This window comes from Janibacter indicus, assembly GCF_900176385.1.
In the GTDB taxonomy this organism is placed as follows: Bacteria; Actinomycetota; Actinomycetes; order Actinomycetales; family Dermatophilaceae; genus Janibacter; species Janibacter indicus.
This window is the reverse complement of record NZ_FWXN01000007.1, coordinates 37,436-63,021: the sequence shown is the minus strand read 5'-3', so window position 1 is coordinate 63,021 and position 25,586 is coordinate 37,436. Positions and strand designations below refer to the sequence as shown.

Sequence of the window (25,586 nt, the reverse complement as noted above, 5' to 3'; positions counted from 1 at the left end):
GTGGACGAGGACCGGGCGGCTCCCCCCTTCGCTCATGACGAAGGGGGGAACGTCACCGTGGTCAGGCCGCCTGGTTGGCCTTGATGAAGTTGACGGCGTCGCCGACGGTCTTGAGGTTCTTGACCTCCTCGTCGGGGATCTTGGCCCCGAACTTCTCCTCGGCGGTGACGGCGATCGTCATCATCGACAGCGAGTCGACGTCGAGGTCGTCGGTGAAGGTCTTGTCGGCGGTCACCTCGGACGCGTCGACACCGGTCTCCTCCGAGACGATCTCGGCGAGGCCGTCGAGGATCTCCTGGTCGCTGAATGCCATGGAACTGCTCCTTGTGTGTGCGGTTGGGGCGGTGTGCTGGCCCGATGACCCGTCGGACCGACGGGTGAACTAGGGGAGGGTCACGACCTGCGCGGCCCAGACGAGACCGGCGCCGAAGCCGATCTGCAGTGCCAGACCGCCGGGCTCGACCTCGCCCTCGCGGAGCATGCGCTCCATGGCGAGGGGGACCGAGGCGGCCGAGGTGTTGGCGGTGGTGACGATGTCGCGGGCGATCGGCAGGTCCGGGGGCAGGCCGAGGGTCTTGGCCATCTGGTCGATGATCCGCACGTTGGCCTGGTGGGGGATGAAGGCGGCGAGCTCGTCGGCACGCACCCCGGCGGCGTCGAGGGCGCGCTGGGCCTCCTTGGCCATCGACCACACGGCCCAGCGGAAGACGCTCGGGCCTTCCATGATGATCGCCGGCCAGCGCAGGTCGCGGTCGTCGCGCAGCTGCGTCCACGCGTCGCGCTGGGTGATGAAGCGGTGCTTGTCGCCGTCGCTGCCCCACACGGTGGGCCCGATGCCCGGTGTCTCGCTCCGGGAGACGATGGCCGCCCCGGCGCCGTCGCCGAAGATGAAGGCGGAGCCGCGGTCCTGCGGGTCGGTGAAGTCCAGCAGCTTTTCGACCCCGACGACGAGGACGTGCTCGGCGGTGCCGACCCGCACCATGTCGTTGGCCACGGAGATCGCGTGGCAGTAGCCCGCGCAGGCGGCGGAGATGTCGAAGGCGGCCGCGCCGGACCCGAGTCGGGCCGCGAGGATCGGGGCCGCCGCGGGGGTCTGGTAGGGGTGGGTCACCGTCGCGACGAGGACGGCGCCGACCTGCTCGGCCCGCAGACCGGCGTAGGCGAGGGCTGCGCGCGAGGCGTGCTCGGCCATGTCGACGACGCTCTCGTCCTCGGCCGCCTTGTGGCGTGAGGCGATGCCGGACCGCTCGCGGATCCACTCGTCGGAGGAGTCGATCGCCTCGATGATCTCGCTGTTGGGGACCACGTGCTCGGGACGGTAGGCGCCTACCCCGGTGATCCGGGCGTGGTGCAGGACGTCGGGGACGCCCAGGGTCGAGGTGCTCACGCGATCGACCCCTCGGGGTGCAGGCGCAGCAGGGGCTGGCCGGGGGAGACCGGGTCGCCGTCCTCGACGAGCCACTCGACGACGGTGCCGCCGTGGTGGGCCCGCACCTCGAGGGTGTCGCGAAGGGAGGAGATGCGGGCCACGACGTCGCCCGGGGTGACGGCCGCGCCGGGGCCGGCCGAGCCGACCTCGACGGTGCCCTTGGCCGGTGCGGTGACCAGGCGCCAGGTCGGCTGCGAGGCCGACCGAGCTGAGCCGTGCTCGCGCACCATGCGGTGGGCGGCCTCGAGGTCGTCGGGCGTCTTGAGGGCGAGCACCTCGACTCCCTTGAGACCGCGCTTGGCCAGACCCGTGAGCGCACCGGCCGGCGGGATCTCGATGACCCCGGTGACGCCGAGGTCCTTGAGGGTCTCCATGCACAGGTCCCAGCGCACCGGGTTGCTCACCTGGCTGACGATGCGGGAGAGCACCTCGCGGCCGGAGTGGATGACGGCACCGTCGACGTTGGAGACGAGCGGGACCCGGGCGTCGTGGGTCGAGACGGCGCGGGCCAGCCGGCCCATCTCGGCGACGGCGGGGGACATGTGCTCGGTGTGGAAGGCGCCGGCGACCTTGAGCGGCATGACCCGCGCCTTGGCCGGCGGGGCCTCGGCGAGGGCGGCCAGCTGCTCGATCGTGCCGGCGGCCACGACCTGGCCGGCGCCGTTGATGTTGGCGGGGGTGAGGCCGTGCCGGGCGATGGTCGCGAGCACCTCGTCGGGGTCGCCGCCGAGGACGGCGCTCATCCCGGTGGGGGTGGCCTGTGCCGCGGCGGCCATGCCGCGACCGCGCTCGCGGACGAGGACCATGGCCTGCTCGGCAGAGATGACGCCTGCGGCGCTGGCCGCGGTGATCTCGCCGACGCTGTGGCCGGCACCGGCGCCGACCACGCGGAAGCCGTCGGCCGGGTGCTCGAAGAGGGCCAGCAGCGAGAGCAGGCCCGCGGCGACGATGAGCGGCTGCGCGATCGCGGTGTCCTTGATCGTCTCCTCGTCGCTCGTCGTGCCGTGCGCGGCGAGGTCGATGCCGGCCACGGCCGAGAGCCAGTGCAGGCGGTCGGCCACGCCGGGCAGCTCGAGCCAGGGGTTGAGGAAGCCGGGGGACTGGGAGCCCTGTCCGGGGCAGGTGATGGCGAGCACCCATCCAGAGTCGCGGTCGAGGGGGGAGATGGGCGAGGTCGACCTCGCCAGAGAATCACCCCGCGATGTTGGAGGGATCCTCCAAGATCGCCCCGAGGGTCAGCGCGACGCGGACGGTGAAGGCCTCGTGCGGCACGGTGAGGTCGTAGCCGATGACCTCGCTGATCCGGCCCAGCCGGTAGCGGACGGTGTTGACGTGGACGATGAGGGTGCGTGCGGTCGCCTCGAGACCCGGGGACTCCAGATGTGTGCGCGCGGTGTCGAGGAGGCTCGGGTGCTCCTCGAGGGGCAGCTGCACCTGCTCGACGAGCGTGGCGCGGGCGAGGTCGTCGCCGGCGATGGCCCGCTCGCCGAGCAGGTCGTCGGCGGCGACGGGGCGAGGGCGCGCGGGCCAGCCGGGAGCGGCGACGTGCCCGGCGACGGCGGCGTGCGCCGACACAGCTCCCTCCGTGAGGTCGGTGACGAGCGGTCCGTGCACGAGGTCTCCGTCGGCGAAGCACTCGGCGAACCCGGCAGCCGTCGCGGCCGGGTCCTGCACCGAGCCGACGACCGCCACGAGGCGGGCGCCCTGGACGCCGGCGAGCACGGGGAGATCGAGCCGCTGGGCTGTGCGGTGCACCTGCCCGACCGCGAGGGCGGGGTCGTCGTCATCGCTGCTGCGCGGCGAATCGCCCACCAGCACAACGAGATCGGTGACATCACCCCAGCCGAGGGCGGCGGCGCGGGTGCGGATCGACTCGTCGACCTCGCCGCGCATGACGGCGTCGATGACGAGCGACTCGAGCCGGGCGTCCCAGGCGCCCCGCTGCTCGGCGGCGTGGGCGTAGACCTGCGCGGCGCCGAAGGCGATCTCGCGCGAGTAGCGCAGGACGGCGATGCGCAGGTCGGTGACGTCTGCCGGCTTGGCGAGCTCCTCCACGTGCTCCTCGACGACCTCGACGACCGAGCGAGCCAGCTCGAGGGTCTGGGCGAGGCTGATCGTGCGGGTCAGCTCCCGGGGCGCGGCACCGAAGGTCGTGCGGGTGTCGGCCGACTCCTCGCCGTCGAGCCACTGGATGAAGTTGGCGATGCCGGCCTGCGCGACGAGCCCGACCCACGAGCGCTCCTGGGCAGTGAGCCTGGCGTACCAGTCGTGCTGCGCCTCGAGTCGCCGGGTCGCCGCCCGGGCCAGGTCGCCGCCGTTGCGGCGCACCTGCCGACGGGTGGTGAGGGAGACAAGGCCACGGCGCGACACCCCGTCATCCTATGTGCGAAGACCACAAGTGCTCAGTCGGTGCCGAACTCCATGGCGGCGCGGTCGAGGGCGTCGTCCTCGTCGTCGACGTTGGCCGCGGCCGGGTTGGAGGCGATCTGGTCGCCGCCGCCGGCCTCGAGCTCGCCCATGATCTCCAGGTAGCCACCGGAGAGCTGGTCCTGCGCGGCGTAGACCTCGAGCTTGCTGCGGCTGTCGGCGATGTCGAGGTTGCGCATCGTCAGCTGGCCGATGCGGTCGACCGGGCCGAAGGCGGCATTCTCGGTGCGCTCCATCGACAGCTTGTCGGGGTGGTAGCTGAAGTGCTCGCCGACGGTGTTGACGATCGTCCAGTCCTCGCCGCGGCGCAGGCGCACGGTGACCTCGCCGGTGACGACGGAGGCGACCCAGCGCTGCAGCGACTCGCGGAGCATGAGCGCCTGCGGGTCGAACCAGCGGCCCTCGTAGAGCAGCCGGCCGAGGCGGCGGCCCTCGGCGTGGTAGCTCGCGATGGTGTCCTCGTTGTGGATCGCGTTGAGCAGGCGCTCGTAGGTCAGGTGCAGCAGGGCCATCGCCGGGCCCTCGTAGATGCCGCGGGACTTCGCCTCGATGATGCGGTTCTCGATCTGGTCGGACATGCCCAGGCCGTGGCGACCACCGATGGTGTTGGCCGCCATGACGAGCGCGACGGCGTCGCCGCCGAAGTCGTCACCGTTGATCGCGACCGGGCGCCCGCGCTCGAAGCGCACGGTGACGTCCTCGGCCTCGATGGCGACCTGCGGGTCCCAGAAGCGCACGCCCATGATCGGCTCGACCGTCTCGAGCGAGACGTCGAGGTGCTCGAGGGTCTTGGCCTCGTGGGTGGCGCCCCAGATGTTGGCGTCGGTGGAGTAGGCCTTCTCCGCGCTGTCGCGGTAGGGCAGGTCGCGGGCGGTGAGCCACTCGGACATCTCCTGGCGGCCGCCGAGCTCGGTGACGAAGTCGGCGTCGAGCCAGGGCTTGTAGATGCGCAGCCCGGGGTTGGCCATGAGGCCGTAGCGGTAGAAGCGCTCGATGTCGTTGCCCTTGAAGGTCGAGCCGTCGCCCCAGATCGAGACGCCGTCCTCCTTCATGGCGCGCACGAGGAGGGTGCCGGTGACGGCCCGGCCCAGGGGAGTGGTGTTGAAGTAGGTGCGTCCGCCGCTGCGGATGTGGAAGGCGCCGCACGCGATGGCGGACAGGCCCTCCTCGACCAGCGGGCCCTTGCAGTCGACCAGTCGCGACAGCTCCGCGCCGTACTGGCCGGCGCGGCCCGGGATCGACTCGATGTCGTCCTCGTCGTACTGGCCGAGGTCGGCGGTGTAGGTGCACGGCACCGCCCCCTTCTCGCGCATCCACGCGACGGCCACCGAGGTGTCGAGACCGCCGGAGAAGGCGATGCCGACACGTTCACCTGCAGGAAGAGAAGTCAGTACCTTGGACACGCCCCACAGCCTAGGTCCTCCCGGTCCGCGCGGGCTCCACCGGTCCACCAGCGGGGCGAAGGGAGGAGCCCCACGCGTTCACCGAGTGGTCACGGAGCCGACACGGCGGCGTCGGCCGGGGGTGCGGCCGGCCCGCCTAGCGTCGCGCCCATGAACGCCACCAAGATCGCCACCGCCCTCGTCGCCGCCGCGGCACTCGTCGTGCCGGCCGCGACCGCGACCGCCACGCCGGCCGCCTCGCCGGAGAAGTCCCAGTCCTCCGGTAAACCGGGATACCGGGAGAAGAACATGGCCGACCCCCTCGTCCTCGCCCACCGCGGTGCCTCCGGCTACCGCCCGGAGCACACGCTGGCCGCCTACGACCTGGCCGTCGAGCAGGGTGCCGACTACATCGAGCCCGACCTGGTGATGACCAAGGACGGCGTGCTCGTCGACCGCCACGAGCCGGAGATCTCGGGGACGACCGACGTCGCCGACCACCCGGAGTTCGCCGACCGCAAGACGACCAAGAACCTCGACGGCAAGCCCGTGACGGGGTGGTTCGTCGACGACTTCACGCTCGCCGAGCTGAAGACCCTGCGCGCCAAGGAGCGCCTGGGCAGCATGCGTCCAGAGTCTGCGAGCTACGACGGGCAGTTCGAGGTGCCCACCTTCGAGGAGGTGCTCGCCACGCGAGAGGCCCTGTCCCGCAAGACCGGTCGCGTCATCGGCATCATCCCGGAGATCAAGCACTCCACCTACCTCCACGACGAGGGCTTCGACCCCGAGGCCGAGGTCGCCCGTCTGGTCACCGAGTACCACCTCAACCACCCCAAGGCGCCGCTGTGGGTGCAGTCCTTCGAGCTCACCGCGCTCAAGGACCTGCGTGACGAGCACGGCTACAAGGGCAAGAGCACCTTCCTCACGACGGTCAAGGGCGGCCCCTACGACCTGCACGAGCAGGGGACGACCTATGCCGAGCTGACCACCGCCGCGTCGATGCAAGACCTGTCGCAGTGGATCGACGGCTTCGGCCCGGAGAAGAACGCCGTCATCGCGCGCAACGCCGACGGCAGCCTGGGTGAGCCGACGAGCTTCGTCGAGGACGCCCACGCCGCGGGGCTCAAGGTCACGCCGTGGACCTTCCGCTCGGAAAACTCCTTCCTGCCGGTCGACTACCGCATCGGCACCGACCCGGCGACGCACGGCCGGGCCAAGGACGAGGTGACCCGCTTCTTCGAGGTCGGCATCGACGGCGCCTTCTGCGATCAGCCCGATGTCTGCGTCGAGGCGCGCGCGGACTTCCTCGAGCAGGACTGAGCCGACCGGCAGGACGAAGGGAGGGCGCGCCCGGCGCACCCTCCCTTCGTCATGAGGTTAGGCTTACCTTCATTCGACGTGGAGGAGGCCCCAGTGGCACAGGACGCACTGCTGGCCAGGACGGTGGTCGCGACAGCGAGCTGCCTCGAGGTGGGACTGATGGGCAGCCGTGCTCCCGTCAGCCGGCACGCCACCGACGGCTCCGGAGCGGTGTTCTTCGCCCTGGCGGAGGCCGCTCCCGACTGCGTCCACCTGGCGGTCCCGGGTGAGCCCGGACCGGTCGTCGACGCGGTCGCGTACGACGTCTCGTCGGTGGCGCACCCGGGGCGCCTGCGCGGGCTGGTGCGACTCTCCGGCCCGGCCGAGGTCATGACGGAGCCCGTCACCGACGACCTCCGCGAGCACCTCGGTCTGGCCGAGGACGGGCTCGTCGGCCGCCTCGTCCCGGACACCGTCACGCTCGAATGGACCGTCGAGCGGGGCCGCTCCGACCGGTCGCCCGTCGACGTCGACGCCGGGGACTACGCCCTCGCGGACATCGACGCCCTCGGCGGCTGGCAGGACGGCTGGATGGCCCACCTCGATCAGCACCACCGCGACGACCTGCGTGATCTCGTGGCCCACGAGGTGCAGCCGGTCGCGGTGGTCCGTCCGGTCCACGCCGACGAGCGGGGCATCGTGCTCCGTGAGCACATGGGCACCTACCAGCGCGACATCAGGGTGGCCTTCCCGCAGCGTGTCCGGTGCGGGTGCGAGGCGGTCGAGGCGCTCACGAGCATCATGGCGGTGCATGCCGCGGGGGTGAGCTGCTCGGTCCGTGGTGGTCTTGACCTCAACCGGACTTCAGGTCACAGACTCGGCCCATGACCGACATCGACCTGGCCGCATACCTCGGGCGCACGGGCGCTGCGGAGGAGACTCCGTCCCTCGCGGCGCTGACCCGGCTACTCCACGCCCACGTGACGACCTTCCCCTTCGACACCGTCGACGTGCTCCTCGGCCAGCACCGGGGCGTGGACCTCGACACGGTCGGGGCGAAGTTCCTCGACCACCACCGGGGCGGGTACTGCTTCGAGCACGCGACCCTCTTCAATGCGGTGCTCCTCGCCCTCGGCTACGACGCCCGCCTGCTCCTCGGGCGCGTCGGTGACCCGGCCACGGCCCCACGGACCCACCTCGCGGTGGTCGTGACGATCGACGGCGTTCGCCACCTGTGCGACCCCGGCATCGGGGTGCCGCCGACGGCGCCGATCGAGCTGCGCGACGGTGCCCGCGTCGAGGGCGGGATCTGGCCGCACGAGATCCGCCGGGTCGACGAAGGGAGCGCCGGCGCGGCCTGGCAGCTGTGGCGGGTGCGCTCCGGGGGCTGGGAGCACATGCACACGATGGACGAGCTGCAGGTGCGGGAGGTCGATGTCGCGATGGGCCACCACTGGACGTCCACGTCGCCGCGCTCGCACTTCCGCCGCTCGCTCACGCTCGCTCGCCACGGGGTGGCCGCCGACGGCACCCCGGTCCAGGTGTCGGTGTCCACGGACACGATCACCGAGCGGAGGGCAGGGGAGCCCTCGCGGCAGCGTCCGTACGCGGTGGAGGAGCTGCCCGAGCTCCTGCCCCTGCTCGGCATCCGCCTCGACAGCCCGGAGGCCACGAGACTCGTCGAGCGAGTCCGTGGCCTCCGGGAGGGTGTGCGCTGAGCCGTGACCTGCGCCGGGTCAGGCGTCGCCCCCGGCGTTGCCGGACGTCCCGGCGGTGACGTCGAGCAGCCGGTACTTCTCGGCGGCCTTCGCCGGCACGTCCTCGGCGACCCAGCCCCGGTCGGCGAGCATCTGGAGGGCGCGGACCGCCATCGACGGGCCGTCGACGTGGAAGTAGCGGCGCGCGGCAGCCCGGGTGTCGGAGAAGCCGAACCCGTCCGTGCCCAGCGCGGAGTACTCCTCGGGGACCCACGGGCGGATCTGGTCCTGGACCTGCTTCATGTAGTCCGAGACGGCGACGATCGGGCCGACCGACCCCTCGAGCGCCTGCGTGACGTACGGCGTGCGGCGCTCCTCCTCGGGGTGGAGGAAGCGGTGCTCGTCGCAGGCCATCGCCTCACGGCGCAGCTCGCTCCAGCTCGTGACCGACCAGACGTCGGCGACGACGCCCCAGTCCTCGCGCAGCAGCTCCTGGGCCTCGAGCGCCCACGGCATGCCGACGCCGCTCCCGAGGAGCTGGCAGCGCGGCGGGGTGTCGCCGAGCCCGGAGTCGTCACCCGCGGAGTAGCGGTAGATGCCCTTGAGGAGCCCGTCGACGTCGAGCCCCTCGGGCTCGGCCGGCTGGACGATCGGCTCGTTGTAGAGGGTGAGGTAGTAGATGAGGTTGCGGCTCGGGTCGGCCTGAGGGGCGTCCCCTCCGTACATCCGCTCGAGGCCGTCACGCATGATGTGCGCGATCTCGAAGCCGTAGGCCGGGTCCCAGGCCACGACAGCGGGGTTGGTCGCGGCGAGCAGCGGCGAGTGGCCGTCGGCGTGCTGGAGACCCTCACCCGTGAGCGTGGTCCGCCCGGCGGTCGCGCCGAGCATGAAGCCGCGGGACATCTGGTCGGCGGCCGCCCAGATCCCGTCGCCGGTCCGCTGGAAGCCGAACATCGAGTAGAAGATGTAGACCGGGATCATCGGCTCGCCGTGCGTGGCATAGCTCGTCGCCGCAGCGGTGAAGGCAGCCACCGACCCCGCCTCGTTGATGCCGGTGTGGAGGATCTGCCCCTGCTCGGACTCCTTGTAGGCGAGCATGAGGTCCGCGTCGACCGAGGTGTAGTTCTGCCCGTGGGGGTTGTAGATCTTCTTGTTCGGGAAGAAGGAGTCCATCCCGAAGGTCCGCGCCTCGTCGGGGATGATCGGCACGATCCGATCGCCGAAGCCCTGCTCCCGCATGAGGTCCTTGATGAGCCGGACCCAGGCCATCGTCGTGGCGATCTCCTGCTTGCCGGAACCCTTCGCCATCTGGCTGTAGGCCTTGTCGCCCGGGAGGGGCGGGGCGGCGTACTGCACCCGCCGCGAGGGCAGACCGCCTCCGAGCTTCGTCCGGCGCTCCTTGAGGTACTGGATCGCCTCGTCGTCCTCGCCCGGGTGGTAGTAGGGCGGCAGGTAGGGGTCCTTCTCGAGCTCCTCGTCCGAGATCGGGATCTTCAGCCCGTCCCGCAGGCCCTTGAGGTCCTCGATCGTCAGCTTCTTCATCTGGTGGGTCGCGTTGCGCCCGGCGAAGCTCGAGCCGAGGCCGTACCCCTTGATCGTCTTCGCGAGGATCACCGTCGGCTGACCGGTGTGCTCCATCGCGGCGCGGTAGGCGGCGTAGACCTTGTTGTAGTCGTGGCCACCGCGCTTGAGCTTCCACCAGATGTCGGCGTCGGACCAGTCCTCGACGAGCTTGCGGGTCCGGGGGTCGCGGTTGAAGAAGTTGTCCCGCACGTAGGCGCCGTCGTTGGCGCGGAAGGTCTGGTAGTCGCCGTCCGGCGTCTGGTTCATGAGGTTGACGAGCGCCCCGTGCCGGTCGGCGGCGAGGAGCGGGTCCCACCCCCGGCCCCAGACGACCTTGATGACATTCCACCCGGCTCCGCGGAAGTAGGCCTCGAGCTCCTGGATGATCTTGCCGTTGCCACGGACCGGGCCGTCGAGCCGCTGGAGGTTGCAGTTGACGACGAAGGTGAGGTTGTCCAGCTCCTCGAAGGCCGCGGTCTGCAGCAGGCCACGGCTCTCCGGCTCGTCCATCTCGCCGTCGCCGAGGAAGGCCCACACGTGCTGCTGGGAGGTGTCCTTGATGCCCCGGTTGTGCAGGTACTTGTTGAACTGCGCCTGGTAGATCGCGTTCATCGGGCCGATGCCCATCGACACCGTCGGGAACTCCCAGAAGTCTTGCATGAGCCGCGGGTGGGGATAGGACGGCAGGCCCGAGTCGGCCTGGCCGGCGAGGTGCGCGGCCTCCTGGCGGAAGCCGTCCATCTCCTGCTCGTCGAGCCTCCCCTCGAGGAAGGCCCGGGCATACATGCCGGGGGAGGCATGGCCCTGGATGAAGATCTGGTCGCCGCCGCCGGGGTGGTCCTTGCCGCGCCAGAAGTGGTTGAAGCCCACCTCGTACATCGTCGCCGCGGAGGCATACGAGGAGATGTGACCGCCCACGCCGAGCCCGGGACGCTGGGCGCGGTGGACCTGGATCGCGGCGTTCCAGCGGATCCAGGCGCGGTACTGGCGCTCGACCTCCTCGTCACCGGGGTACCAGGGCTCGTTGGACGGCGAGATCGTGTTGACGTAGTCGGTCGTCGTCAGCGACGGCACGCCCACGCGCTTCATCCGCGCGCGCTCCAGCAGACGCAGCATCACGTAGCGGGCCCGCGAGCGGCCGGACTCGTCGATGAGCGCATCGATGGACTCGAGCCACTCCGCCGTCTCCTCCGAGTTGATGTCCGGCAAGTGGGTCGGAATCCCGTTGAGGATGGGTCCGTCGCTGAGGTGATCTGCCGATCCGGGCACGTCGTCGTCCTTTCCAAGACCATTCCTCCGGGGGTGTCGGAGGACACATCCATCTTCCCCGGTGGTGGTGCGGGTCACAAACCCGGCTCAGTCCGTGATCCGCTCCGGGTGGCTGAGGGCGGTCGCCCGCGGCTCCCGGACGAAGCCGAGGAGGGTCAGGCCCGCGCGGTCGGCCACCTCGACGGCCAGCGTCGTCGCGGCGGAGACGCAGGCGAGGACGGGCACGCCGGCGACCGCCGCCTTCTGGGCGATCTCGAAGCCGGCCCGGGAGGAGACGAGGAGCACGTGCCCACGAAGGGGGAGACCCCCTTCGCGCGCAGCCCACCCGAGGACCTTGTCCACCGCGTTGTGCCGGCCGATGTCCTCGCGGACGGCGAGCACGGTCCCGTCGGGCCCGAGGAGCGCCGCGGCATGGACCCCGCCGGTGGCCTCGAAGACCTTCTGCCGCTCGCGCATCGCGGCCATGCCCGCGTGGATCGCCGCGAGCGGCACCCGGACGTCGTCATCCGAGGGGCGGTGCGGCAGGACGGCGAGCAGGTCGTCCACGGACGCCGACCCGCACACCCCACAGGCGCTCGTCGCGACCTCGGTGCGCTCGGTGACCGGTCGCCGCAGGGAGACCCCGGCCGCGAGGGTCACCTCGACGACGTTGAAGGTCGGCGAGCCGTCCGGCGCGGTGTCGGTGCAGTGCATCATCGTCGCGACGTCCTCGGCCCCCGCGACGAGTCCCTCCGCGACGAGGTGCCCGAGGGCGAGGTCGAAGTCATCGCCGGGCAGGCGCATCGTCGTCGTGACGGTCGTCGACGGCGGACGAAGGGGGGAGCTCCCGGCAGGCACGCCCCCGTCGGGCAGGGCCGCGACCCGGATCTCGAGCGGCTCCTCGACGGCGACCGACTCGATGCGACGCAGGGTGCGTCCGTCACGTCGCTCCACCTTGAGCCGCTGCGTCACCCGACCCATCGGGCACCTCCTTGCTCGCTTGCACGTCGCTCGTCCACCACGCGTCCAGCCTACGGACCGTGGTCTGGTGTGATGGTGCCGTGGACGAGCAGCCAACCCCGCCCCCTTCGGTCCCGCACGTGCTCCCGCTGCGCGGCGACGGTGGCGCGGACTGGCGGCCCGTCTCGCCCGCGCTCGCCCGGGTGCGCCGGGTGAGCACGAGCGCGGTGCTCCTGCCGGTGGCGCTGGCCCTCGGCGTCGCCGCGGCGTTGCTGTGGCCCTGGCTGGCGGTCGGCTCCGCACTGGTCGTCGTCTTGTGGGCCTGGCTCATGTGGCTCATCGGGGTCCAGGTGCGGGCGATGAGCTGGGCCGAGCTGCCCGAGGAGCTGGCCATCCGCCGTGGTCGCATGTGGCGGCGCCTGGTCACCGTGCCCTACGGCCGCATCCAGTACGTCGACCTCAGCTCCGGTCCCTACATGCGACGCGCCGGGCTGGCCGAGATCACCGTCAACACCGCCTCGCCGGCGAGCAGCGGGACGATCTGCGGCCTGCCGGCCGACGTGGCCGAGGAGCTGCGTGTGCGTCTGGCCGCACGTGGCGAGGCGCAGCGAGCAGGACTGTGACCGGAGCCGACGCCGACGGGTTCGCCCGGGTCCACCCGATCTCGCCCTTCATCCGCGGCGGGCTCGTCGTCCTCGGCGTGCTCGGCTACCTCGTGAGCCAGCAGATCGACACCCTCGCCGCGGCCTTCGGTGGTGGTGACGGCGGCTCGGGCCGGGAAGGGCCCGCGGGCGCTGTGCCGGGTGTCGCGACGCTGCTGCAGGTCGGCGCGGTCGCACTCGTCGTCCTCGGCGCGATCCTCCTCGGCCTCGTGTCCTGGTGGTTCACGCGTTACCGGATCGGCGAGGACAGCATCGAGATGCGCACGGGCGCCCTCTTCCGCCAGCACCGTCAGGTGCGCTACGACCGCATCCAGGCCGTTGACGTCGTGCGGCCGCTGCTCGCCCGCCTGTGCGGCCTGTCGGAGGTGCGCGTCGAGTCGGCGGGCGGCGGCGACTCGCACCTGTCGATCGCCTACCTGCGAGCCGCCGACGCCGAGTCGGTCCGAGAGCGTCTGCTGGGCCTGGCCCATCGGGCGGCGGCCGGCCCGCCAACGACCGCCGGGTCTCCCGAGGAGGGCGGGCTCGGGCCCGATCGCCGCGCAGGTGACCGCCCGGAGGAGCGGTTGTTGACCGTGCCGCCGGGACGGATCGTCGCCTCGGTGCTGCTGAGCGGCGAGGCGATCTTCCTCGCCGGCATCGGCGTCATCGCGGTCGTCCTCGCGCTCGTCGGCCTCGCCCCGGCCGTCACCGGGTTCTTCCCCGTCGTCGTCGTGGCCGGCGGCCGCGCGCTGCTGCGCCTCACCCGCTGGTGGGGCCTGGTCATCGGGCTGCGCGGGGGCACCCTGACCAGCCAGCGCGGCCTGACCGACACCCGTACGTCGTCCGTGCCGATCCACCGTGTGCAGGCCGTTGCGATCGAGCAGCCCTGGCTGTGGCGCCGTCCCGGATGGTGGTCGCTCAAGGTCAACGTCGCCGGCGCCGAGATCGGATCGGCGTCCGAGGCGGCGTCCGACGCCGTCCTCGTCCCCGTCGCGACCACCGACGAGGTGCTGCGGCTGCTCGCCGTCGTCACCGACGACCCCGAGACCACCGCTGAGGTCGGGTCGCTCGTGGGGGCCACCCCCGACGGGTTCGTCGGCCAGCCGCGACGCGCCCGGTGGGTCCACCCCTTCGCCCACCGCCACATCGGCTACCTGGCCGGGCGCCGGGCCCTGGTCCTGCGACGCGGCTGGCTCGACCGCAGCCTGCAGGTCGTGCCGTGGCACCGGGTCCAGTCGCTCACGGTGAGCCAGGGGCCCGTGTCGCGCCGTCTCGACCTCGCGAGCGTCGCGGTGGTGAGCACGGTGGGGCCGGTGAGCCCAGAGGTCTGCCACCTCGACCGGGCGGGCGCCGAGGCCCTGCGCGGGCTCGTCGAGGCCCACGCGAGCCCCGCGCGACGCGACGAAGACGGTGGACCTGCTTGCAACGGCGGGCCGGACACGGTGGACTATGAGGGATGAGTGATCAGCGAGCAGCAGAAGGGACCAGTGTCGTGACGGGGGAGCCCCGGTCCGCGGGAGCGGATCTTGCCGAGGCCGCGGTGGAGAAGCTCGGCTTCACCACCGGGCAGATCGTGCAGGAGTACGGCTGGGACGACGACGTCGACGAGGACCTGCGGGCGGCGGTCCAGGACGTCATCGGCGAGGAGCTCGAGGACGAGGACTACACCGGCGTCGTCGACGCGGTGATCCTGTGGTGGCGCGACGGCGACGGTGACCTGACCGACGCGCTCGTCGACACCCTCGGCACCCTCGCGGAGGGCTCCTCGATCGTGCTCCTCACGCCCCGTCCCGGTCAGGCGGAGGAGGTCGACCCCAGCGAGGTCGACGAGGCGGCGACGACCGCGGGCCTGCACACCTCCGGGTCGGTCATGTGCTCCGAGGAATGGGTGGCCACCCGGCTGGCCGCGCCCAAGGGCGCGCGCTGAGCCTGTCTGTCGGGCAGCACGCTCCCGACTTCACCCTGCGCGACCAGAACGGCCGTGACGTCTCGCTCGCCGAGCTGCGTGCCGACCGGGCCGTGCTCCTGGTCTTCTACCCCTTCGCCTTCTCGGGCATCTGCACCGGCGAGCTCGGGGAGATCCGGGACGACCTCGGGCGCTTCGAGTCCGAGCAGGTGACGACCGTGGCGATCTCGTGCGACCCGATGTTCAGCCTGCGGGCCTGGGCCGACCAGGAGGGCTACTTCTTCCCCCTGCTGTCCGACTTCTGGCCGCACGGGCAGGTGGCTCGGGCCTACGGCGTCCTCGACGACGAGCGCGGGATGGCCCGGCGAGGGACCTTCCTCGTCGACCCCGCCGGACGCGTGGCCTGGTCGCTCGTCAACCCCACGGGGCAGGCGCGTGACTTCACCGGCTACCACGAGGCGCTCGCGCAGCTCGGCGGTCCCTGACGGGCCTGCACGACGGGTAGTCTTCGCCCTCATGAGCGATGACATCCTCGAGGTGGACCTGCTGGCCTTCGAGTCCGGGGACGCTGAGCGCGAGCGGGCCGTCGTCGACGGCCTGATGACGTCGCTGGAGACCGGCTTCGTCTACGTCAAGCACGACCTGTCGGAGGACCTCATCGACAGCGCCTACGGGATGCTCGAGGAGTTCTTCACCGCCGAGCGCGAGGTCAAGGAGCAGTTCGTCGCGCCGGGCACCCACGGGCAGACCGGCTACACGGGGCTGCTCGTCGAGACCGCCGCGACCGCCGACGTCGCGGACTGGAAGGAGATGCTCAACTGGGGCCCCGCGATCCCTGCCGGGCACCCGCTGCGCACCCGCTACCCGCACCGCTACCACGACCCGGTGCTTCCCGAGTCGGCCGTGCCGGGCATCACCGAGACGCTGACGACCTTCCACCGCTCGGTCGCCGACCTGCAGCGGCGGGTGCTGCGCATCATCGCGACCGGTGTCGGTGCCCACCCCGACTACTTCGAGAAGATGCTCGTCGACGGGCCGACCCTCTCCCGCGCAATCCACTACCCGGCGATGGAGTCCGCGCCCGAGGCGCCCCACGTGTGGGCCGCGGAGCACGCCGACATCAACCTCATCACCGCCCTGCCGCGGGCGACCGCGGCCGGTCTGCAGGTGCGCCTCAAGGACAGTGGCGAGTGGATCGACGCGATCGCCCCCGACGGCGGCGCGATCATCAACACCGGTCTCATGCTCGAGGTCGTGACCAACGGCGTCATCGAGCCCGGCATCCACCGGGTCGTCGCGGCCCCCGGCCAGGAGGGCGACCGCTACTCCGTCGTGCAGTTCACCCACCCGACGCCGTGGACGGTCCTCAGCCCGCTCGTGTCGACGGTCACCGAGGCGACCCCGCAGCTCTTCTCGCCGATCAGCGCGGCCGATGCCCTCGACCTCGTCCTCTACGAGATCAACCTCATCGAGGACGCGCGGCGCGTCTGAGGTCGGGTCGCGGCCTGACACAATGACGCCGGCGCCCCCTCGGGGCGTCCGGGGCCTGTAGCTCAGTTGGTAGAGCACCGCGTTTACACCGCGGGTGTCGTCGGTTCGAGCCCGGCCGGGCCCACATGAGCCACCTTCGCCTCCAGGACGTCCTGGCGGTCCTCGAGCAGACCTTCCCGCTCGACTCGGCGCAGTCGTGGGACCGCGTCGGCCTCGTGACCGGCGACCCCGAGCAGCCCGTGCGGCGCATCCACGCCGCGGTCGACCCGACCCTCGCCGTCATCGAGGAGGCCCGCGAGGCCGGAGCGGACCTGCTCGTCACGCACCACCCGTTGCTCCTGCGCGGCGTGCACTCGGTCGCCACGACGAGCGCGAAGGGAGCGGCCGTCACCTCGCTCGTCGTCGGAGACGTCGCCCTCTACGTCGCGCACACCAACGCCGACGTCGCCGAGCCGGGCGTCAACACCGCCCTGGCCACCGCGTGCGGCCTGACGACGAGCGAGCCGCTGAGCGTCGAGGAGGGCCGCCCCATGGGACGCGTCGGTGACCTCGACGAGCCGGTGACCCTCGCGGACTTCGCGTCGGGCCTGGCGGCGGCGCTCCCTTCGGCACCGGCGGGGGTGCGGGTGTCCGGCCCGCCCGATGCCCGGGTGCGCCGCGTGGCCCTGCTCGGCGGGGCCGGCGACGGGCTGCTCGACGCGGCGGCCGCGGCCGGTGCGGACGTCTACGTCACCTCCGACCTGCGCCACCACCCGGTGCTCGAGGCCCGCGAGGAGGCCACGAGCCGGGGCGGCACCCCCTTCGTCGTCGACGCCGGTCACTGGGCCACCGAGTCGCTGTGGCTGCACGAGATGCTCGAGCGTCTCGTGGGGTCGCTCGCCGCGGCGGGCCACGATGTGATGGGCTTGGACACCCACGTGAGCACCATCTGCACCGACCCGTGGACCTTCACCGTCGGCGCCCGACCCCTCCAAGGAGACCCGCAGTGAAGGCAGACCCCTTCGTCCAGGCACGACTCCTCGAGCTGCAGGCTCTCGACACGAGGCTGCAGCAGATCGACCACGCGCGCACCCGCGTGCCGCAGATCGCGGCACTCGCGGAGGCGCGGACCCGGTTGCAGCAGGTGAGCGACGACGTGGTCCGTGTCGAGACGGGTCTGTCCGACATCCGTCGCGAGGTCGAGCGGGCCGAGTCCGACGTGCAGCAGGTGCGCGACCGGGCGGCCCGCGACCAGGCGCGGCTCGAGGCCGGCACCGGCATGACCTCCAGGGACCTCACCTCGCTCCAGCACGAGCTGCAGACCCTCGCGCGTCGGCAGGCCGAGCTCGAGGACGTCGAGATCGAGGTCATGGAGCGCCAGGAGGGCGCCGAGGCCCGGCTCACCGAGCTGACCACCGAGCGCGACGCGGCGCAGGCCGAGGTCGACCGACTCACGGCCGAGCGGGACACCGCCGTGGGTGACCTCGACGCCGAGCGGGTCGAGGTCGAGCGGCCGCGAGCCGACCTCGTCGGCGGCATCGACGACAAGCTCCTCGCCCTCTACGACCGCATCCGTGACAGCTCGGGCGGTCTCGGGGCGGCGGAGTTCACGCACGGCCGCTGCGGCGGCTGCCGGCTGGAGCTCAACCCGGTCGACGTCTCGGCCATCGAGCGGGCCGCGAGCGACGAGGTCGTGCGGTGCGAGGAGTGCGGCCGCATCCTCGTGCGCACCCATACCGAGAGCTGATGGGTCGCACGCTGCGCGTCGAGGCCGACGGTGGGTCCCGCGGCAACCCCGGCGTGGCCGGGTACGGCGCACTCGTGCGTGACGAGGCCGGGACCGTCCTCGTCGAGCTCGCCGCCCCCATCGGCACCGCGAGCAACAACGTCGCCGAGTACCGAGGCATGCTCGCCGGGCTGGAGGCGGCACATCGGATCAGCGCCGACGCCGAGGTCGTCGTCGCCATGGACTCCCAGCTCGTCGTCGAGCAGATGGCCGGTCGCTGGAAGGTCAAGCACCCCGACATGCGCGCCCTCGCGCAGCAGGGCCGCGACCTCGTCGCCCGCATCGTCGACGCCGGTGGCAGCGTCGACTTCGTCTGGGTGCCGCGAGCGGACAACTCCGCGGCCGATGCCCTGTCCAACCGGGGCATGGACGGTGACGAGGTCGAGGACTGGCACGCCGACGAGCAGGTGCGCGACGACCTCGCGCCGTCCCGTGACGGCGAGCAGGAGCCGGCTCGACCATGGAGCGGCCGGGGCACCCCGACGCGCGTGGTGCTCGTGCGCCACGGGGTCACCGCGTTCACCGAGCAGGGGCGCCTCGACGGGCGAGGTGGGTCCGACCCGGACCTCACCGACGCCGGCCGGCGCCAGGCACAGCGAGCGGCCGAGCTCCTCGCAGAGCTCGTCGGGGACGACCCCGTGCAGGTCGTCACGTCGGACCTGGCCAGGGCGCGGCAGACCGGAGCGGTGATCGCCGAGCGGTTCGGGACCGCGATCGAGGTCGATCGGGACTGGGACGAGCAGTCCTTCGGCGACTGGGACGGCGCCGCGGTGCGTGACCTCGTCAACGATGCTGCCGAGGAGTTCCGGGCGCTGCGTGACGACCGGGGCCACGCCCGGCCCGGGGGAGAGAGCCACGACGAGATGCTCGAGCGGGTGGTCGGTGCGTGGGAGCGGGTGGTCGCGCGCGGGGGCACGGTCGTCGTCGCGAGTCACCGCAAGCCCATCCTCGCGGTGCTCGGTCTGGTCCTGGCTCTCCCGCACGAGTCCATGTGGCGGATCGCGGGGTCACCCGGGTCCCTCACCGGCATCGAGGCCTGGCCCGACGGGCAGGCCGTCGTCGCCTTCACCAACCGCACCTGAGAGGCGCCGACATCGACGACCTGCCCACCTGGCTCACGGCCTCCGGCCTCGTCGGGGCCGTGCTCTTCGGGCTGCTCTCCGCCTACTTCCCGCCGCTCAACGCCGAGATCTACGCCATCGCCGCCCCGGTGATCTTCCCCGAGACCTGGGCGCTGCACGTGGCGGCCATGACCGCCGGACTCGTCGCGGGCAAGATGACCCACTTCGTGGCCGCCGCCAAGGGGGCGGAGGCCTACACCCGGCGACGCGAGGCCAAGGAGGCCCGCGAGGCGCAGGAGGCGGCCGACCAGCGCCGCACCGTCGGTCCGGTCCGCGAGCGCCTCACCCGGTGGAGCAAGGCGATGATCGACGTCCTCGACCGTCCGCGTCTCGGGCCGCTCGTCATGCTCGCCAGCTCGGGCATCGGCTTCCCGCCGCTGGCCGTCGTCACCGTCGCCGCCGGGATCAAGCGGGTCAGCGCGGTCACCTTCCTCGCCGTGACGACGATCGGCTGCCTCGCCCGCTTCCTCGCGACATCGTGGCTGGTCAGCCACGGCGTCTCCCTGGGGCACTGACGCCCGCACCCGCCGACGTCTCGGGTGCTGACCCGAGCGGGGCGTGTGGGGGAGCGGTGACTAGCCTGACGCCATGAGTCAGCACGCAGACCTCACCCCACAGGAGGCGTGGGAGCGCCTCGAGAGCGACCCCCACGCGGTGCTCGTCGACGTGCGCACGCAGGCCGAGTGGTCCTTCGTCGGGCTGCCCGACCTGACGTCGATCGGCAAGCGGGTCGTCCCCGTCGAGTGGACGACCTTCCCCGACGGCGCTCCCAACCCGCACTTCCTCGACCAGCTGCGCACCGCGCTGCCGAGCGAGGACGCACCCGTGCTCTTCCTGTGCCGTTCGGGCGCTCGCTCCGCTGCGGCGACGGCCAGGGCAGCTGCCGCTGGGTACACCGGTGCGGTCAACGTCACCGAGGGCTTCGAGGGAGAACTCGACGCGCAGGGACACCGCGCCGTCAACGGCTGGAAGCAGGCCGGCCTGCCGTGGAGGCAGGGGTGAGCGCGACTCCCTTCGGCCCGGACAACCCTCGTCCCTACCTCGATCCCGAGGGGCTGTCCCCGCAGACCCTCGCGGTGCGGGGCGGGCAGGCCAGGTCGACCTTCGACGAGACCTCCGAGGCGCTCTACCTGACCTCCGGCTTCGTCTACGGCAGCGCCGAAGAGGCCGAGGCGGCCTTCACTGACGAGGTCGACAAGTTCGTGTACTCGCGCTACGGCAACCCGACCGTGGCGATGCTCGAGGAGCGGCTGCGGCTGCTCGAGGGAGCCGAGGCGGCCTACGCGACGGCATCGGGCATGTCTGCCGTCTTCACCGCCCTCGCGGCGCTCCTGGCACGGGGGGACCGAGTCGTCTCCTCCCGTGGCCTCTTCGGCAGCTGCTTCGTCATCCTCGACGAGATCCTGCCGCGGTGGGGTGTCGAGACCGTCTTCGTCGACGGGCCCGACCTCGACCAGTGGCGCGAGGCGCTGTCCGAGCCGACGACCGCCGTGTTCTTCGAGACGCCGAGCAACCCGATGCAGGAGCTCGTCGACATCGGCGCGGTGAGCGAGCTCGCGCACGCCGCCGGGGCCCAGGTCGTCGTCGACAACGTCTTCGGCACGCCCGTCTTCTCCCGGCCGCTCGAGCACGGCGCCGACATCGTCGTCTACTCGGCGACCAAGCACATCGACGGCCAGGGCCGCGTGCTCGGTGGCGCGATCCTCGGGCCGCAGGACTACATCGACGGCCCCGTCCGCAACCTCATCCGGCACACCGGTCCGTCGCTGTCGCCCTTCAACGCCTGGGTGCTGCTCAAGGGCCTGGAGACGATGGACCTAAGAGTGCGACGCATGGCCGAGTCCTCGCTCGCGGTCGCCCGGGCCCTGACGGAGCACCCCAAGGTGGCCCGGGTCATCCACCCGTGGCTCCCGGAGCACCCCCAGCACGAGCTGGCTCGGCGGCAGATGACCGGGGGTGGCACGGTCGTCACCTTCGACATCGAGGGGGGCAAGGCTGAGGCCTTCGCGGTGATGAACGCGCTGCGCACCGTCGACATCTCCAACAACCTCGGCGACTCCAAGTCGCTCATCACCCACCCGGCGACGACGACCCACCGCCGCATGGGCGAGGAGGCGCGGGCCGCGATCGGCATCACCGACGCCACCCTGCGGATCTCGGTGGGTCTCGAGGCCGCCGAGGACCTCGTGGCCGACCTGCGGAGCGCGCTCGGTCAGGCGACACCCACGCCCACGGCATCGAGGGACGCGCCCGGCGCCGAGGACGTCGTTCACACCGGGCACAACGACTGACGACGGCGCTGCACGTCGACCGAGCGTCAGCGAGGTGGGCGAGATGCTGTGGTCGGCGGCGTTGTCGCCACCTGGCGTCATTGGTGGCACGTGGTTGCCCTTGTCCGGGGGACCAGGTGAGTGCAACGCCGTCAGGTTGCCGGGTCAGAGGGCGCGAGCTGTGCACCGGCCGCGCTCACCCGGCGAGGGCGAGGACGGCGGCGCCGCCGGCGACGAGCGCCACCGCGAGTCCCTGGGCGACGAGGTGCAGCGGGGCGACCCGCAGTCCGGCCGCGCGCACCCGGTGCAGCCACAGGAGCGTGGCGAGCGACCCCCACGGGGTGACGATCGGCGCGACGTTGGTGCCGACGAGCAGCGCCACGAGCCGCGTGGGTGTCGTCCCGGCAGCCGCCTCGAGGGCGAGATAGCCCGGCAGGTTGTTGAGCAGGTTGGCCGCCAGCGCGCCGAGGCCGGCGACGCGGGCGAGGTCCCCCACGCCCTCGCCCGAACCCGACAGGTCGGCCAGCACGGCTCCCGCGCCCGCGTCGAGCAGCAGCTGCACGAGCACGAAGAGACCGGCGACGACGAGGGCCATGCCCCACGGCGGACGGACCTGGCGCAGCAGGAAGGGGGCACGCCACGCCATCGCGACGAGGAGGACGAGGGCGGCCACGGACGCGACGAGCCACGGCTGCAGACCCACGGCGAAGAGCGGCGCGCTCACGAGACATGTGAGCGCCGCGATCCGCAGCAGGACACGGTCGTGGGGCGCTGCCGGGGGCTCGACGGCGTAGCGCCCGGTCAGCGCCCGACGGTGCACGAGCCCGATGACGAGCAGGGTGCCCGCGACCGCGGCGAGACCGGGCAGCAGGGTCAGCCGCACGAAGTCGCCGTGGCCTGCGCCCAGCGTCGCGAGGTGCTGCACGGCGAGCAGGTTGGTGAGGTTGGAGACGGGGAGGAAGAGCGAGGCGGTGTTGGCCAGGAAGAGCGTCGTCAGCGCGAAGGGGGCTGCCCCCACCCCGACCTGCCGAGCCACCGTGAGCGCGACCGGCGTGAGCAGCACTGCGGTCGTGTCGAGCCCGAGGAAGGCCGTGACGAGGACCGCCAGCGCGGCGAGCAGCAGCCACAGCACGACGGTGCGGTGACCGGCCAGGCGGGCCGTGGCGTGACCCGCGACGTCGAAGACGCCCGCGAGGTCGGCGATCTCGGCGACGACGGTGATGGCCACCAGGAAGGCCATGACCGGAAGGGTCCGGGCGAGGACCTCGGCGGCCTCGGCGGTGCTCACCTCACGGTGGTGTCGAGCACCCAGGGCTGGCCCGGTCGGGCCGGCTCGGTGAGGCCGACCTCGAAGGCCGGCTCGAGCGCGCGGGCGAGCGCCGCGGGCGTCCGCGGCTCCCGGTCGACCCCGAGCAGGTGCCGGGTCACCAGACCGCGGGTGTGCTTGGCCATGTGGGTGGCGCCGGGCACCCGGATCTGCACCCACCGGCGCGCCACGTCGCCGCTCGGCGTCCACGCGGCGACATAGGTGCTCGACCGGCAGTCGACGACGAGCCCGGTCCCCGCCGCGGCGGTCAGCTCGTCGTCGAGGACGGGCCGCCAGTGCCCGGCGAGCGGGCCCACCCCGGGCAGGTTGACTGCCATCGACAGGCGGTAGGGCGGGATCCGGTCGGTGGGCCGGACCGCGCCGAAGAGCGCCGAGACGACGACGAGCCAGCGGTTGGCCCGCCGGCGCTGCCCGGGGGTGAGGTCGCCGAGGTCGAGGGCGTCGTAGAGCACGCCGGTGTAGACCTGCGCGGCCGGGGGAGCGGGAGTGCTCATCAGGGCGGTGTTGCGGGCGACCTCGTCGACGAGGTTGGGGCTGACGCCGAGGACCTCGTGGGCGTCGTGGGCGGCGCTCGCCGCGGCGAGCGCGTCGAGCACCTGCTGCCGGTGCGCGGTGAGTGTGGGGAAGGACAGCCGCCCGAGGTCGAGGGGCGTGCCGCGCGAGCGGCCGGTCTTGGACTCCGAAGGGGGCAGCAGCACGAGCACCCCCCGGACGATACGTCAGCCACCTAGGGTGGCTGGCATGGCAGCCGCACAGCGAACCGTCACCCTGCGCCCGAGCGACCCCCAGTCCGGGGAGGTGGTCGCCGCCGCGGGGCTCACGGAGCGCTTCGACGCGATCCGGGCCGAGCAGGAGGTGCCCGACGAGTTCCCCGAGGACGTGCTGGCCGAGGCCGAGCGCGTTGCGGCCCAGCCGCTCTCGCAACCGGAGCGCGACGAGAGCGACCTCCCCTTCGTCACCATCGACCCGCCCGGCTCGATGGACCTCGACCAGGCCATGCACCTGTCGCGGGAGGGCGACGGCTACCGGGTGCGCTACGCGATCGCGCACCTCGAGTCCTTCGTCGAGCCGGGTGGGGCCATCGACGCAGAGGCTCGTCGTCGCGGGCAGACGATCTACGCGCCCGACGAGCGCACGCCGCTGCACCCGCCGGTGCTCAGCGAGGGTGCGGCCAGCCTCCTGCCGGAGGAGGTCCGCCCCGCCTACGTCTGGGACATCCGGCTCGACGCGACGGGTGCCCACACCTCGGCCGAGCTCTACCCGGCGCTGGTGCGCAGCGCCGAGCGGCTGGAGTACACGGCCGTCCAGGCGGCCGTCGACGCCGGGACCGGCGACGAGCGGCTGGTGCTGCTCAAGGAGATCGGCGAGCTGCGGATCGCGCTCGAGCAGGAGCGCGGCGGCGCCTCGCTGCCGATGCCGGACCAGCAGGTCGAGGAGGTCGATGGAGGCTTCCGACTCCATCTGCGACCGCTCGTGCCCGCGGAGGACTGGAACGCGCAGATCTCGCTGCTCACCGGCATCGTCGCGGCCGAGATGATGCTCGAGGCCGGGGTGGGGATCCTGCGCACCATGCCCGAACCCGAGGAACGCGACGTGCAGCAGCTGCGCCGGATCGCCCGAGCCCTCGGCGTCGAGTGGGCGGCGGGCACCGACCACGGGACCTTCCTGCGGTCCCTCGACGGGACCGACCCCAAGCACCTCGCGCTGATCCACGAGTCGACCGTGCTCTTCCGCGGGGCTGGCTACACGGTCTTCGACGGCGAGCCCCCCGAGGTCGTCGAGCAGGCGGCCATCGCTGCTCCCTATGCCCACGTGACGGCCCCCCTGCGTCGTCTCGTCGACCGTTTCGGGCTGGCTCTGTGCGCCGCGGTGAGTGCCGGCGCGGAGGTGCCCGGGTGGGTGCGCGAGGCGCTCCCGCTCCTGCCGGAGCTCATGGAGGCCTCCGACCGGCGGGCGGGCGCCGTCGAGCGGGCCACGACGGACGCCGTGGAGGCCGCGACCCTGGCCGACCGGGTAGGGCAGTCCTTCGACGCGGTGGTCGTCGACGTCCCGGAGGGCGACGACGGCAAGGGGCTCGTCGAGATCCAGCTCGTGGACCCGCCCGTGACGGCCAAGGCATCGGGTGTCGCGGAGCTCGGCGCCGAGGTCACCGTGCGGCTCGAGAGCGTCGACCTGGCGAAAGGCAGGGTCGAGCTCACCGTGGTGTGAGCCCCGCGTGCGACGGGTGGTTTTCGCTCCCTTCGTCCGTGGGCTAGGGTGGGGCCAGCGAAAGGGAGTAGTCCCCAACAGGTGTGTCGACACACTGAGCCTCGGCCTCGGCCCCGGCTCCGGCGCATCGGGCCAGCACTGCTGGCGGACGAGACTTTCGACCGGTTTGTCATACGACGATCCCGGTCGAGGCTCGTCGCACCATGACTCCTCGTCCGGGCGGACGAGGAGTTTTTTCATGTTCTCAGCACTGGTGCTCAGCACCGTGGTCATCTTCGTCGCCGAGCTCGGCGACAAGAGCCAGCTCATGGCGATGACCTTCGCGACCCGCTACCGGGCACGTGACGTCATCCTCGGCATCACCGCCGCGACGGCCGTCGTGCACCTGGCCTCGGTCGGCATCGGCTACTTCATCGGCGCGAGCTTCGAGCGCTACCAGGGACCGATCGCCATCGCTGCCGGCATCGCCTTCCTCGGCTTCGCCGCGTGGACCCTGCGCGGCGACGAGCTCACCGACGAGGAGGCGCAGAAGGCGCGCAAGGCGAAGGGGTCGGCCCTGCTGGCCGTCGGTCTGGCCTTCTTCCTCGCCGAGCTCGGCGACAAGACGATGCTGGCGACGATCACCCTCGCGGTGCGCGAGAACTGGTTCGGCACCTGGATCGGCTCGACCGTGGGCATGGTCGCGGCCGATGCGCTCGCCATCGGCGTCGGCGCCCTGCTCGGGCGCAAGCTGCCCGAGAGGGTCATCAAGTACGGGGCGGCAGCCGCCTTCGCGATCTTCGGACTGGTCCTGATCGCCGAGGGCGCGGGGTGGCTGGGCTGACCTGCGCCGCACCGTAGAATGCTCGTCGG

At 72.1% G+C, this 25,586-nt stretch carries 25 protein-coding genes and 1 tRNA gene; 17 read left to right on the top strand and 9 right to left on the bottom strand.

Annotated elements, in window-relative coordinates; translation table 11 throughout:
* Positions 1-61: 61 nt before the first annotated feature.
* From B9B60_RS09640 to argG, 5 genes are all read right to left on the bottom strand, one after another.
* Positions 62-313 carry an acyl carrier protein gene (locus B9B60_RS09640; RefSeq protein ID WP_068318328.1) on the bottom strand — a complete coding sequence of 84 codons (252 nt, stop codon included), beginning with the start codon at positions 311-313 and terminating at the stop codon, positions 62-64.
* Positions 314-382: 69 nt separating this feature from the next.
* Positions 383-1,387, bottom strand: coding sequence for a beta-ketoacyl-ACP synthase III (locus tag B9B60_RS09635; RefSeq protein ID WP_072624863.1), 1,005 nt, complete (start codon positions 1,385-1,387; stop codon positions 383-385).
* Positions 1,384-2,565: an acyltransferase domain-containing protein gene (locus B9B60_RS09630; RefSeq protein WP_084451221.1), complete on the bottom strand. Its 1,182-nt coding sequence runs from the start codon at positions 2,563-2,565 to the stop codon at positions 1,384-1,386. Before B9B60_RS09630 ends, B9B60_RS09635 begins: the two co-directional genes overlap by 4 nt.
* Positions 2,566-2,620: 55 nt before the next feature.
* Positions 2,621-3,799, bottom strand: coding sequence for a PucR family transcriptional regulator (locus tag B9B60_RS09625; protein ID WP_084451220.1), 1,179 nt, complete (start codon positions 3,797-3,799; stop codon positions 2,621-2,623).
* Between the two features lie 32 nt (positions 3,800-3,831).
* The gene (argG, locus tag B9B60_RS09620; protein WP_084451219.1) at positions 3,832-5,259 is read right to left on the bottom strand and encodes an argininosuccinate synthase; all 1,428 of its coding nucleotides are present in this window, start codon (positions 5,257-5,259) and stop codon (positions 3,832-3,834) included.
* Positions 5,260-5,409: 150 nt separating this feature from the next.
* Here argG and B9B60_RS09615 point away from each other — a divergent pair, with 150 nt between their 5' ends.
* The 3 genes from B9B60_RS09615 (at position 5,410) to B9B60_RS09605 (ending at position 8,255) form a co-directional block, all read left to right on the top strand.
* Positions 5,410-6,558, top strand: a complete 1,149-nt coding sequence (locus tag B9B60_RS09615; RefSeq protein ID WP_143445526.1) for a glycerophosphodiester phosphodiesterase — start codon at positions 5,410-5,412, stop codon at positions 6,556-6,558.
* 159 nt (positions 6,559-6,717) lie between these two features.
* The gene (locus B9B60_RS09610; RefSeq protein WP_159451186.1) at positions 6,718-7,425 is read left to right on the top strand and encodes a DUF2470 domain-containing protein; all 708 of its coding nucleotides are present in this window, start codon (positions 6,718-6,720) and stop codon (positions 7,423-7,425) included.
* The gene (locus B9B60_RS09605; RefSeq protein WP_084451217.1) at positions 7,422-8,255 is read left to right on the top strand and encodes an arylamine N-acetyltransferase family protein; all 834 of its coding nucleotides are present in this window, start codon (positions 7,422-7,424) and stop codon (positions 8,253-8,255) included. Before B9B60_RS09610 ends, B9B60_RS09605 begins: the two co-directional genes overlap by 4 nt.
* A gap of 18 nt (positions 8,256-8,273) precedes the next feature.
* Here the strand turns inward: B9B60_RS09605 and aceE are convergent, their stop codons facing one another.
* Together aceE and fdhD are read right to left on the bottom strand one after the other, a co-directional pair.
* Positions 8,274-11,066, bottom strand: coding sequence for a pyruvate dehydrogenase (acetyl-transferring), homodimeric type (gene aceE, locus B9B60_RS09600; protein WP_084451216.1), 2,793 nt, complete (start codon positions 11,064-11,066; stop codon positions 8,274-8,276).
* Between the two features lie 87 nt (positions 11,067-11,153).
* Positions 11,154-12,026: a formate dehydrogenase accessory sulfurtransferase FdhD gene (gene fdhD / locus B9B60_RS09595; protein ID WP_084451215.1), complete on the bottom strand. Its 873-nt coding sequence runs from the start codon at positions 12,024-12,026 to the stop codon at positions 11,154-11,156.
* Between the two features lie 80 nt (positions 12,027-12,106).
* On the opposite strand from fdhD, the gene B9B60_RS09590 reads away from it, so the two are divergent.
* From B9B60_RS09590 to B9B60_RS09535, 12 genes are all read left to right on the top strand, one after another.
* A complete protein-coding gene (locus B9B60_RS09590) occupies positions 12,107-12,628 on the top strand; it encodes a PH domain-containing protein (RefSeq protein WP_234993827.1) in 522 nt (173 codons plus the stop codon).
* Positions 12,625-14,106, top strand: coding sequence for a PH domain-containing protein (locus tag B9B60_RS09585; RefSeq protein WP_084451213.1), 1,482 nt, complete (start codon positions 12,625-12,627; stop codon positions 14,104-14,106). The genes B9B60_RS09590 and B9B60_RS09585 overlap by 4 nt, the downstream gene beginning before the upstream one ends.
* Positions 14,103-14,573 (top strand): DUF3052 domain-containing protein, encoded by a 471-nt coding sequence (locus B9B60_RS09580; RefSeq protein WP_185220367.1) that lies wholly within the window; start codon positions 14,103-14,105, stop codon positions 14,571-14,573. The genes B9B60_RS09585 and B9B60_RS09580 overlap by 4 nt, the downstream gene beginning before the upstream one ends.
* Positions 14,531-15,037, top strand: coding sequence for a peroxiredoxin (locus tag B9B60_RS09575; RefSeq protein WP_200811206.1), 507 nt, complete (start codon positions 14,531-14,533; stop codon positions 15,035-15,037). Before B9B60_RS09580 ends, B9B60_RS09575 begins: the two co-directional genes overlap by 43 nt.
* Before the next feature lie 31 nt (positions 15,038-15,068).
* Positions 15,069-16,043, top strand: coding sequence for an isopenicillin N synthase family dioxygenase (locus B9B60_RS09570; protein WP_084451211.1), 975 nt, complete (start codon positions 15,069-15,071; stop codon positions 16,041-16,043).
* 51 nt (positions 16,044-16,094) lie between these two features.
* A tRNA-Val gene (locus tag B9B60_RS09565) sits at positions 16,095-16,167 on the top strand.
* Between the two features lies 1 nt (position 16,168).
* Positions 16,169-17,032: a Nif3-like dinuclear metal center hexameric protein gene (locus tag B9B60_RS09560; RefSeq protein ID WP_084451210.1), complete on the top strand. Its 864-nt coding sequence runs from the start codon at positions 16,169-16,171 to the stop codon at positions 17,030-17,032.
* A complete protein-coding gene (locus B9B60_RS09555; protein WP_072624851.1) occupies positions 17,029-17,769 on the top strand; it encodes a zinc ribbon domain-containing protein in 741 nt (246 codons plus the stop codon). Before B9B60_RS09560 ends, B9B60_RS09555 begins: the two co-directional genes overlap by 4 nt.
* Positions 17,769-18,890, top strand: coding sequence for a bifunctional RNase H/acid phosphatase (locus B9B60_RS09550; protein WP_084451209.1), 1,122 nt, complete (start codon positions 17,769-17,771; stop codon positions 18,888-18,890). The genes B9B60_RS09555 and B9B60_RS09550 overlap by 1 nt, the downstream gene beginning before the upstream one ends.
* Positions 18,891-18,949: 59 nt before the next feature.
* Positions 18,950-19,444, top strand: a complete 495-nt coding sequence (locus B9B60_RS09545) for a hypothetical protein (RefSeq protein WP_072624849.1) — start codon at positions 18,950-18,952, stop codon at positions 19,442-19,444.
* Positions 19,445-19,517: 73 nt separating this feature from the next.
* Positions 19,518-19,931: a rhodanese-like domain-containing protein gene (locus tag B9B60_RS09540; protein WP_084451208.1), complete on the top strand. Its 414-nt coding sequence runs from the start codon at positions 19,518-19,520 to the stop codon at positions 19,929-19,931.
* Positions 19,928-21,220 carry an O-succinylhomoserine sulfhydrylase gene (locus B9B60_RS09535; RefSeq protein WP_234993826.1) on the top strand — a complete coding sequence of 431 codons (1,293 nt, stop codon included), beginning with the start codon at positions 19,928-19,930 and terminating at the stop codon, positions 21,218-21,220. Before B9B60_RS09540 ends, B9B60_RS09535 begins: the two co-directional genes overlap by 4 nt.
* Positions 21,221-21,395: 175 nt before the next feature.
* Here B9B60_RS09535 and B9B60_RS09530 read toward each other — a convergent pair whose 3' ends face one another.
* Both B9B60_RS09530 and B9B60_RS09525 read right to left on the bottom strand, forming a co-directional pair.
* Positions 21,396-22,487: an ArsB/NhaD family transporter gene (locus B9B60_RS09530; protein WP_234993825.1), complete on the bottom strand. Its 1,092-nt coding sequence runs from the start codon at positions 22,485-22,487 to the stop codon at positions 21,396-21,398.
* Complete coding sequence (locus tag B9B60_RS09525) at positions 22,484-23,230, bottom strand: YaaA family protein (protein WP_084451207.1); 747 nt, start codon at positions 23,228-23,230, stop codon at positions 22,484-22,486. The genes B9B60_RS09530 and B9B60_RS09525 overlap by 4 nt, the downstream gene beginning before the upstream one ends.
* Positions 23,231-23,267: 37 nt before the next feature.
* Here B9B60_RS09525 and B9B60_RS09520 point away from each other — a divergent pair, with 37 nt between their 5' ends.
* Positions 23,268-24,734 carry an RNB domain-containing ribonuclease gene (locus B9B60_RS09520; protein WP_200811205.1) on the top strand — a complete coding sequence of 489 codons (1,467 nt, stop codon included), beginning with the start codon at positions 23,268-23,270 and terminating at the stop codon, positions 24,732-24,734.
* Positions 24,735-24,972: 238 nt separating this feature from the next.
* The gene (locus B9B60_RS09515) at positions 24,973-25,557 is read left to right on the top strand and encodes a TMEM165/GDT1 family protein (RefSeq protein ID WP_072624840.1); all 585 of its coding nucleotides are present in this window, start codon (positions 24,973-24,975) and stop codon (positions 25,555-25,557) included.
* Positions 25,558-25,586: the final 29 nt, after the last annotated feature.

Coding starts and splice junctions, on each gene's coding strand:
- B9B60_RS09640 (WP_068318328.1), bottom strand. CDS start 313: ATGGCATTCAGCGACCAGGAGATCCTCGACGGCCTCGCCGAGATCGTC.
- B9B60_RS09615 (WP_143445526.1), top strand. CDS start 5,410: ATGAACGCCACCAAGATCGCCACCGCCCTCGTCGCCGCCGCGGCACTC.
- B9B60_RS09610 (WP_159451186.1), top strand. CDS start 6,718: ATGGGCAGCCGTGCTCCCGTCAGCCGGCACGCCACCGACGGCTCCGGA.
- B9B60_RS09605 (WP_084451217.1), top strand. CDS start 7,422: ATGACCGACATCGACCTGGCCGCATACCTCGGGCGCACGGGCGCTGCG.
- fdhD (WP_084451215.1), bottom strand. CDS start 12,026: ATGGGTCGGGTGACGCAGCGGCTCAAGGTGGAGCGACGTGACGGACGC.
- B9B60_RS09580 (WP_185220367.1), top strand. CDS start 14,103: ATGAGTGATCAGCGAGCAGCAGAAGGGACCAGTGTCGTGACGGGGGAG.
- B9B60_RS09575 (WP_200811206.1), top strand. CDS start 14,531: ATGGGTGGCCACCCGGCTGGCCGCGCCCAAGGGCGCGCGCTGAGCCTG.
- B9B60_RS09570 (WP_084451211.1), top strand. CDS start 15,069: ATGAGCGATGACATCCTCGAGGTGGACCTGCTGGCCTTCGAGTCCGGG.
- B9B60_RS09560 (WP_084451210.1), top strand. CDS start 16,169: ATGAGCCACCTTCGCCTCCAGGACGTCCTGGCGGTCCTCGAGCAGACC.
- B9B60_RS09550 (WP_084451209.1), top strand. CDS start 17,769: ATGGGTCGCACGCTGCGCGTCGAGGCCGACGGTGGGTCCCGCGGCAAC.
- B9B60_RS09540 (WP_084451208.1), top strand. CDS start 19,518: ATGAGTCAGCACGCAGACCTCACCCCACAGGAGGCGTGGGAGCGCCTC.
- B9B60_RS09520 (WP_200811205.1), top strand. CDS start 23,268: ATGGCAGCCGCACAGCGAACCGTCACCCTGCGCCCGAGCGACCCCCAG.
- B9B60_RS09515 (WP_072624840.1), top strand. CDS start 24,973: ATGTTCTCAGCACTGGTGCTCAGCACCGTGGTCATCTTCGTCGCCGAG.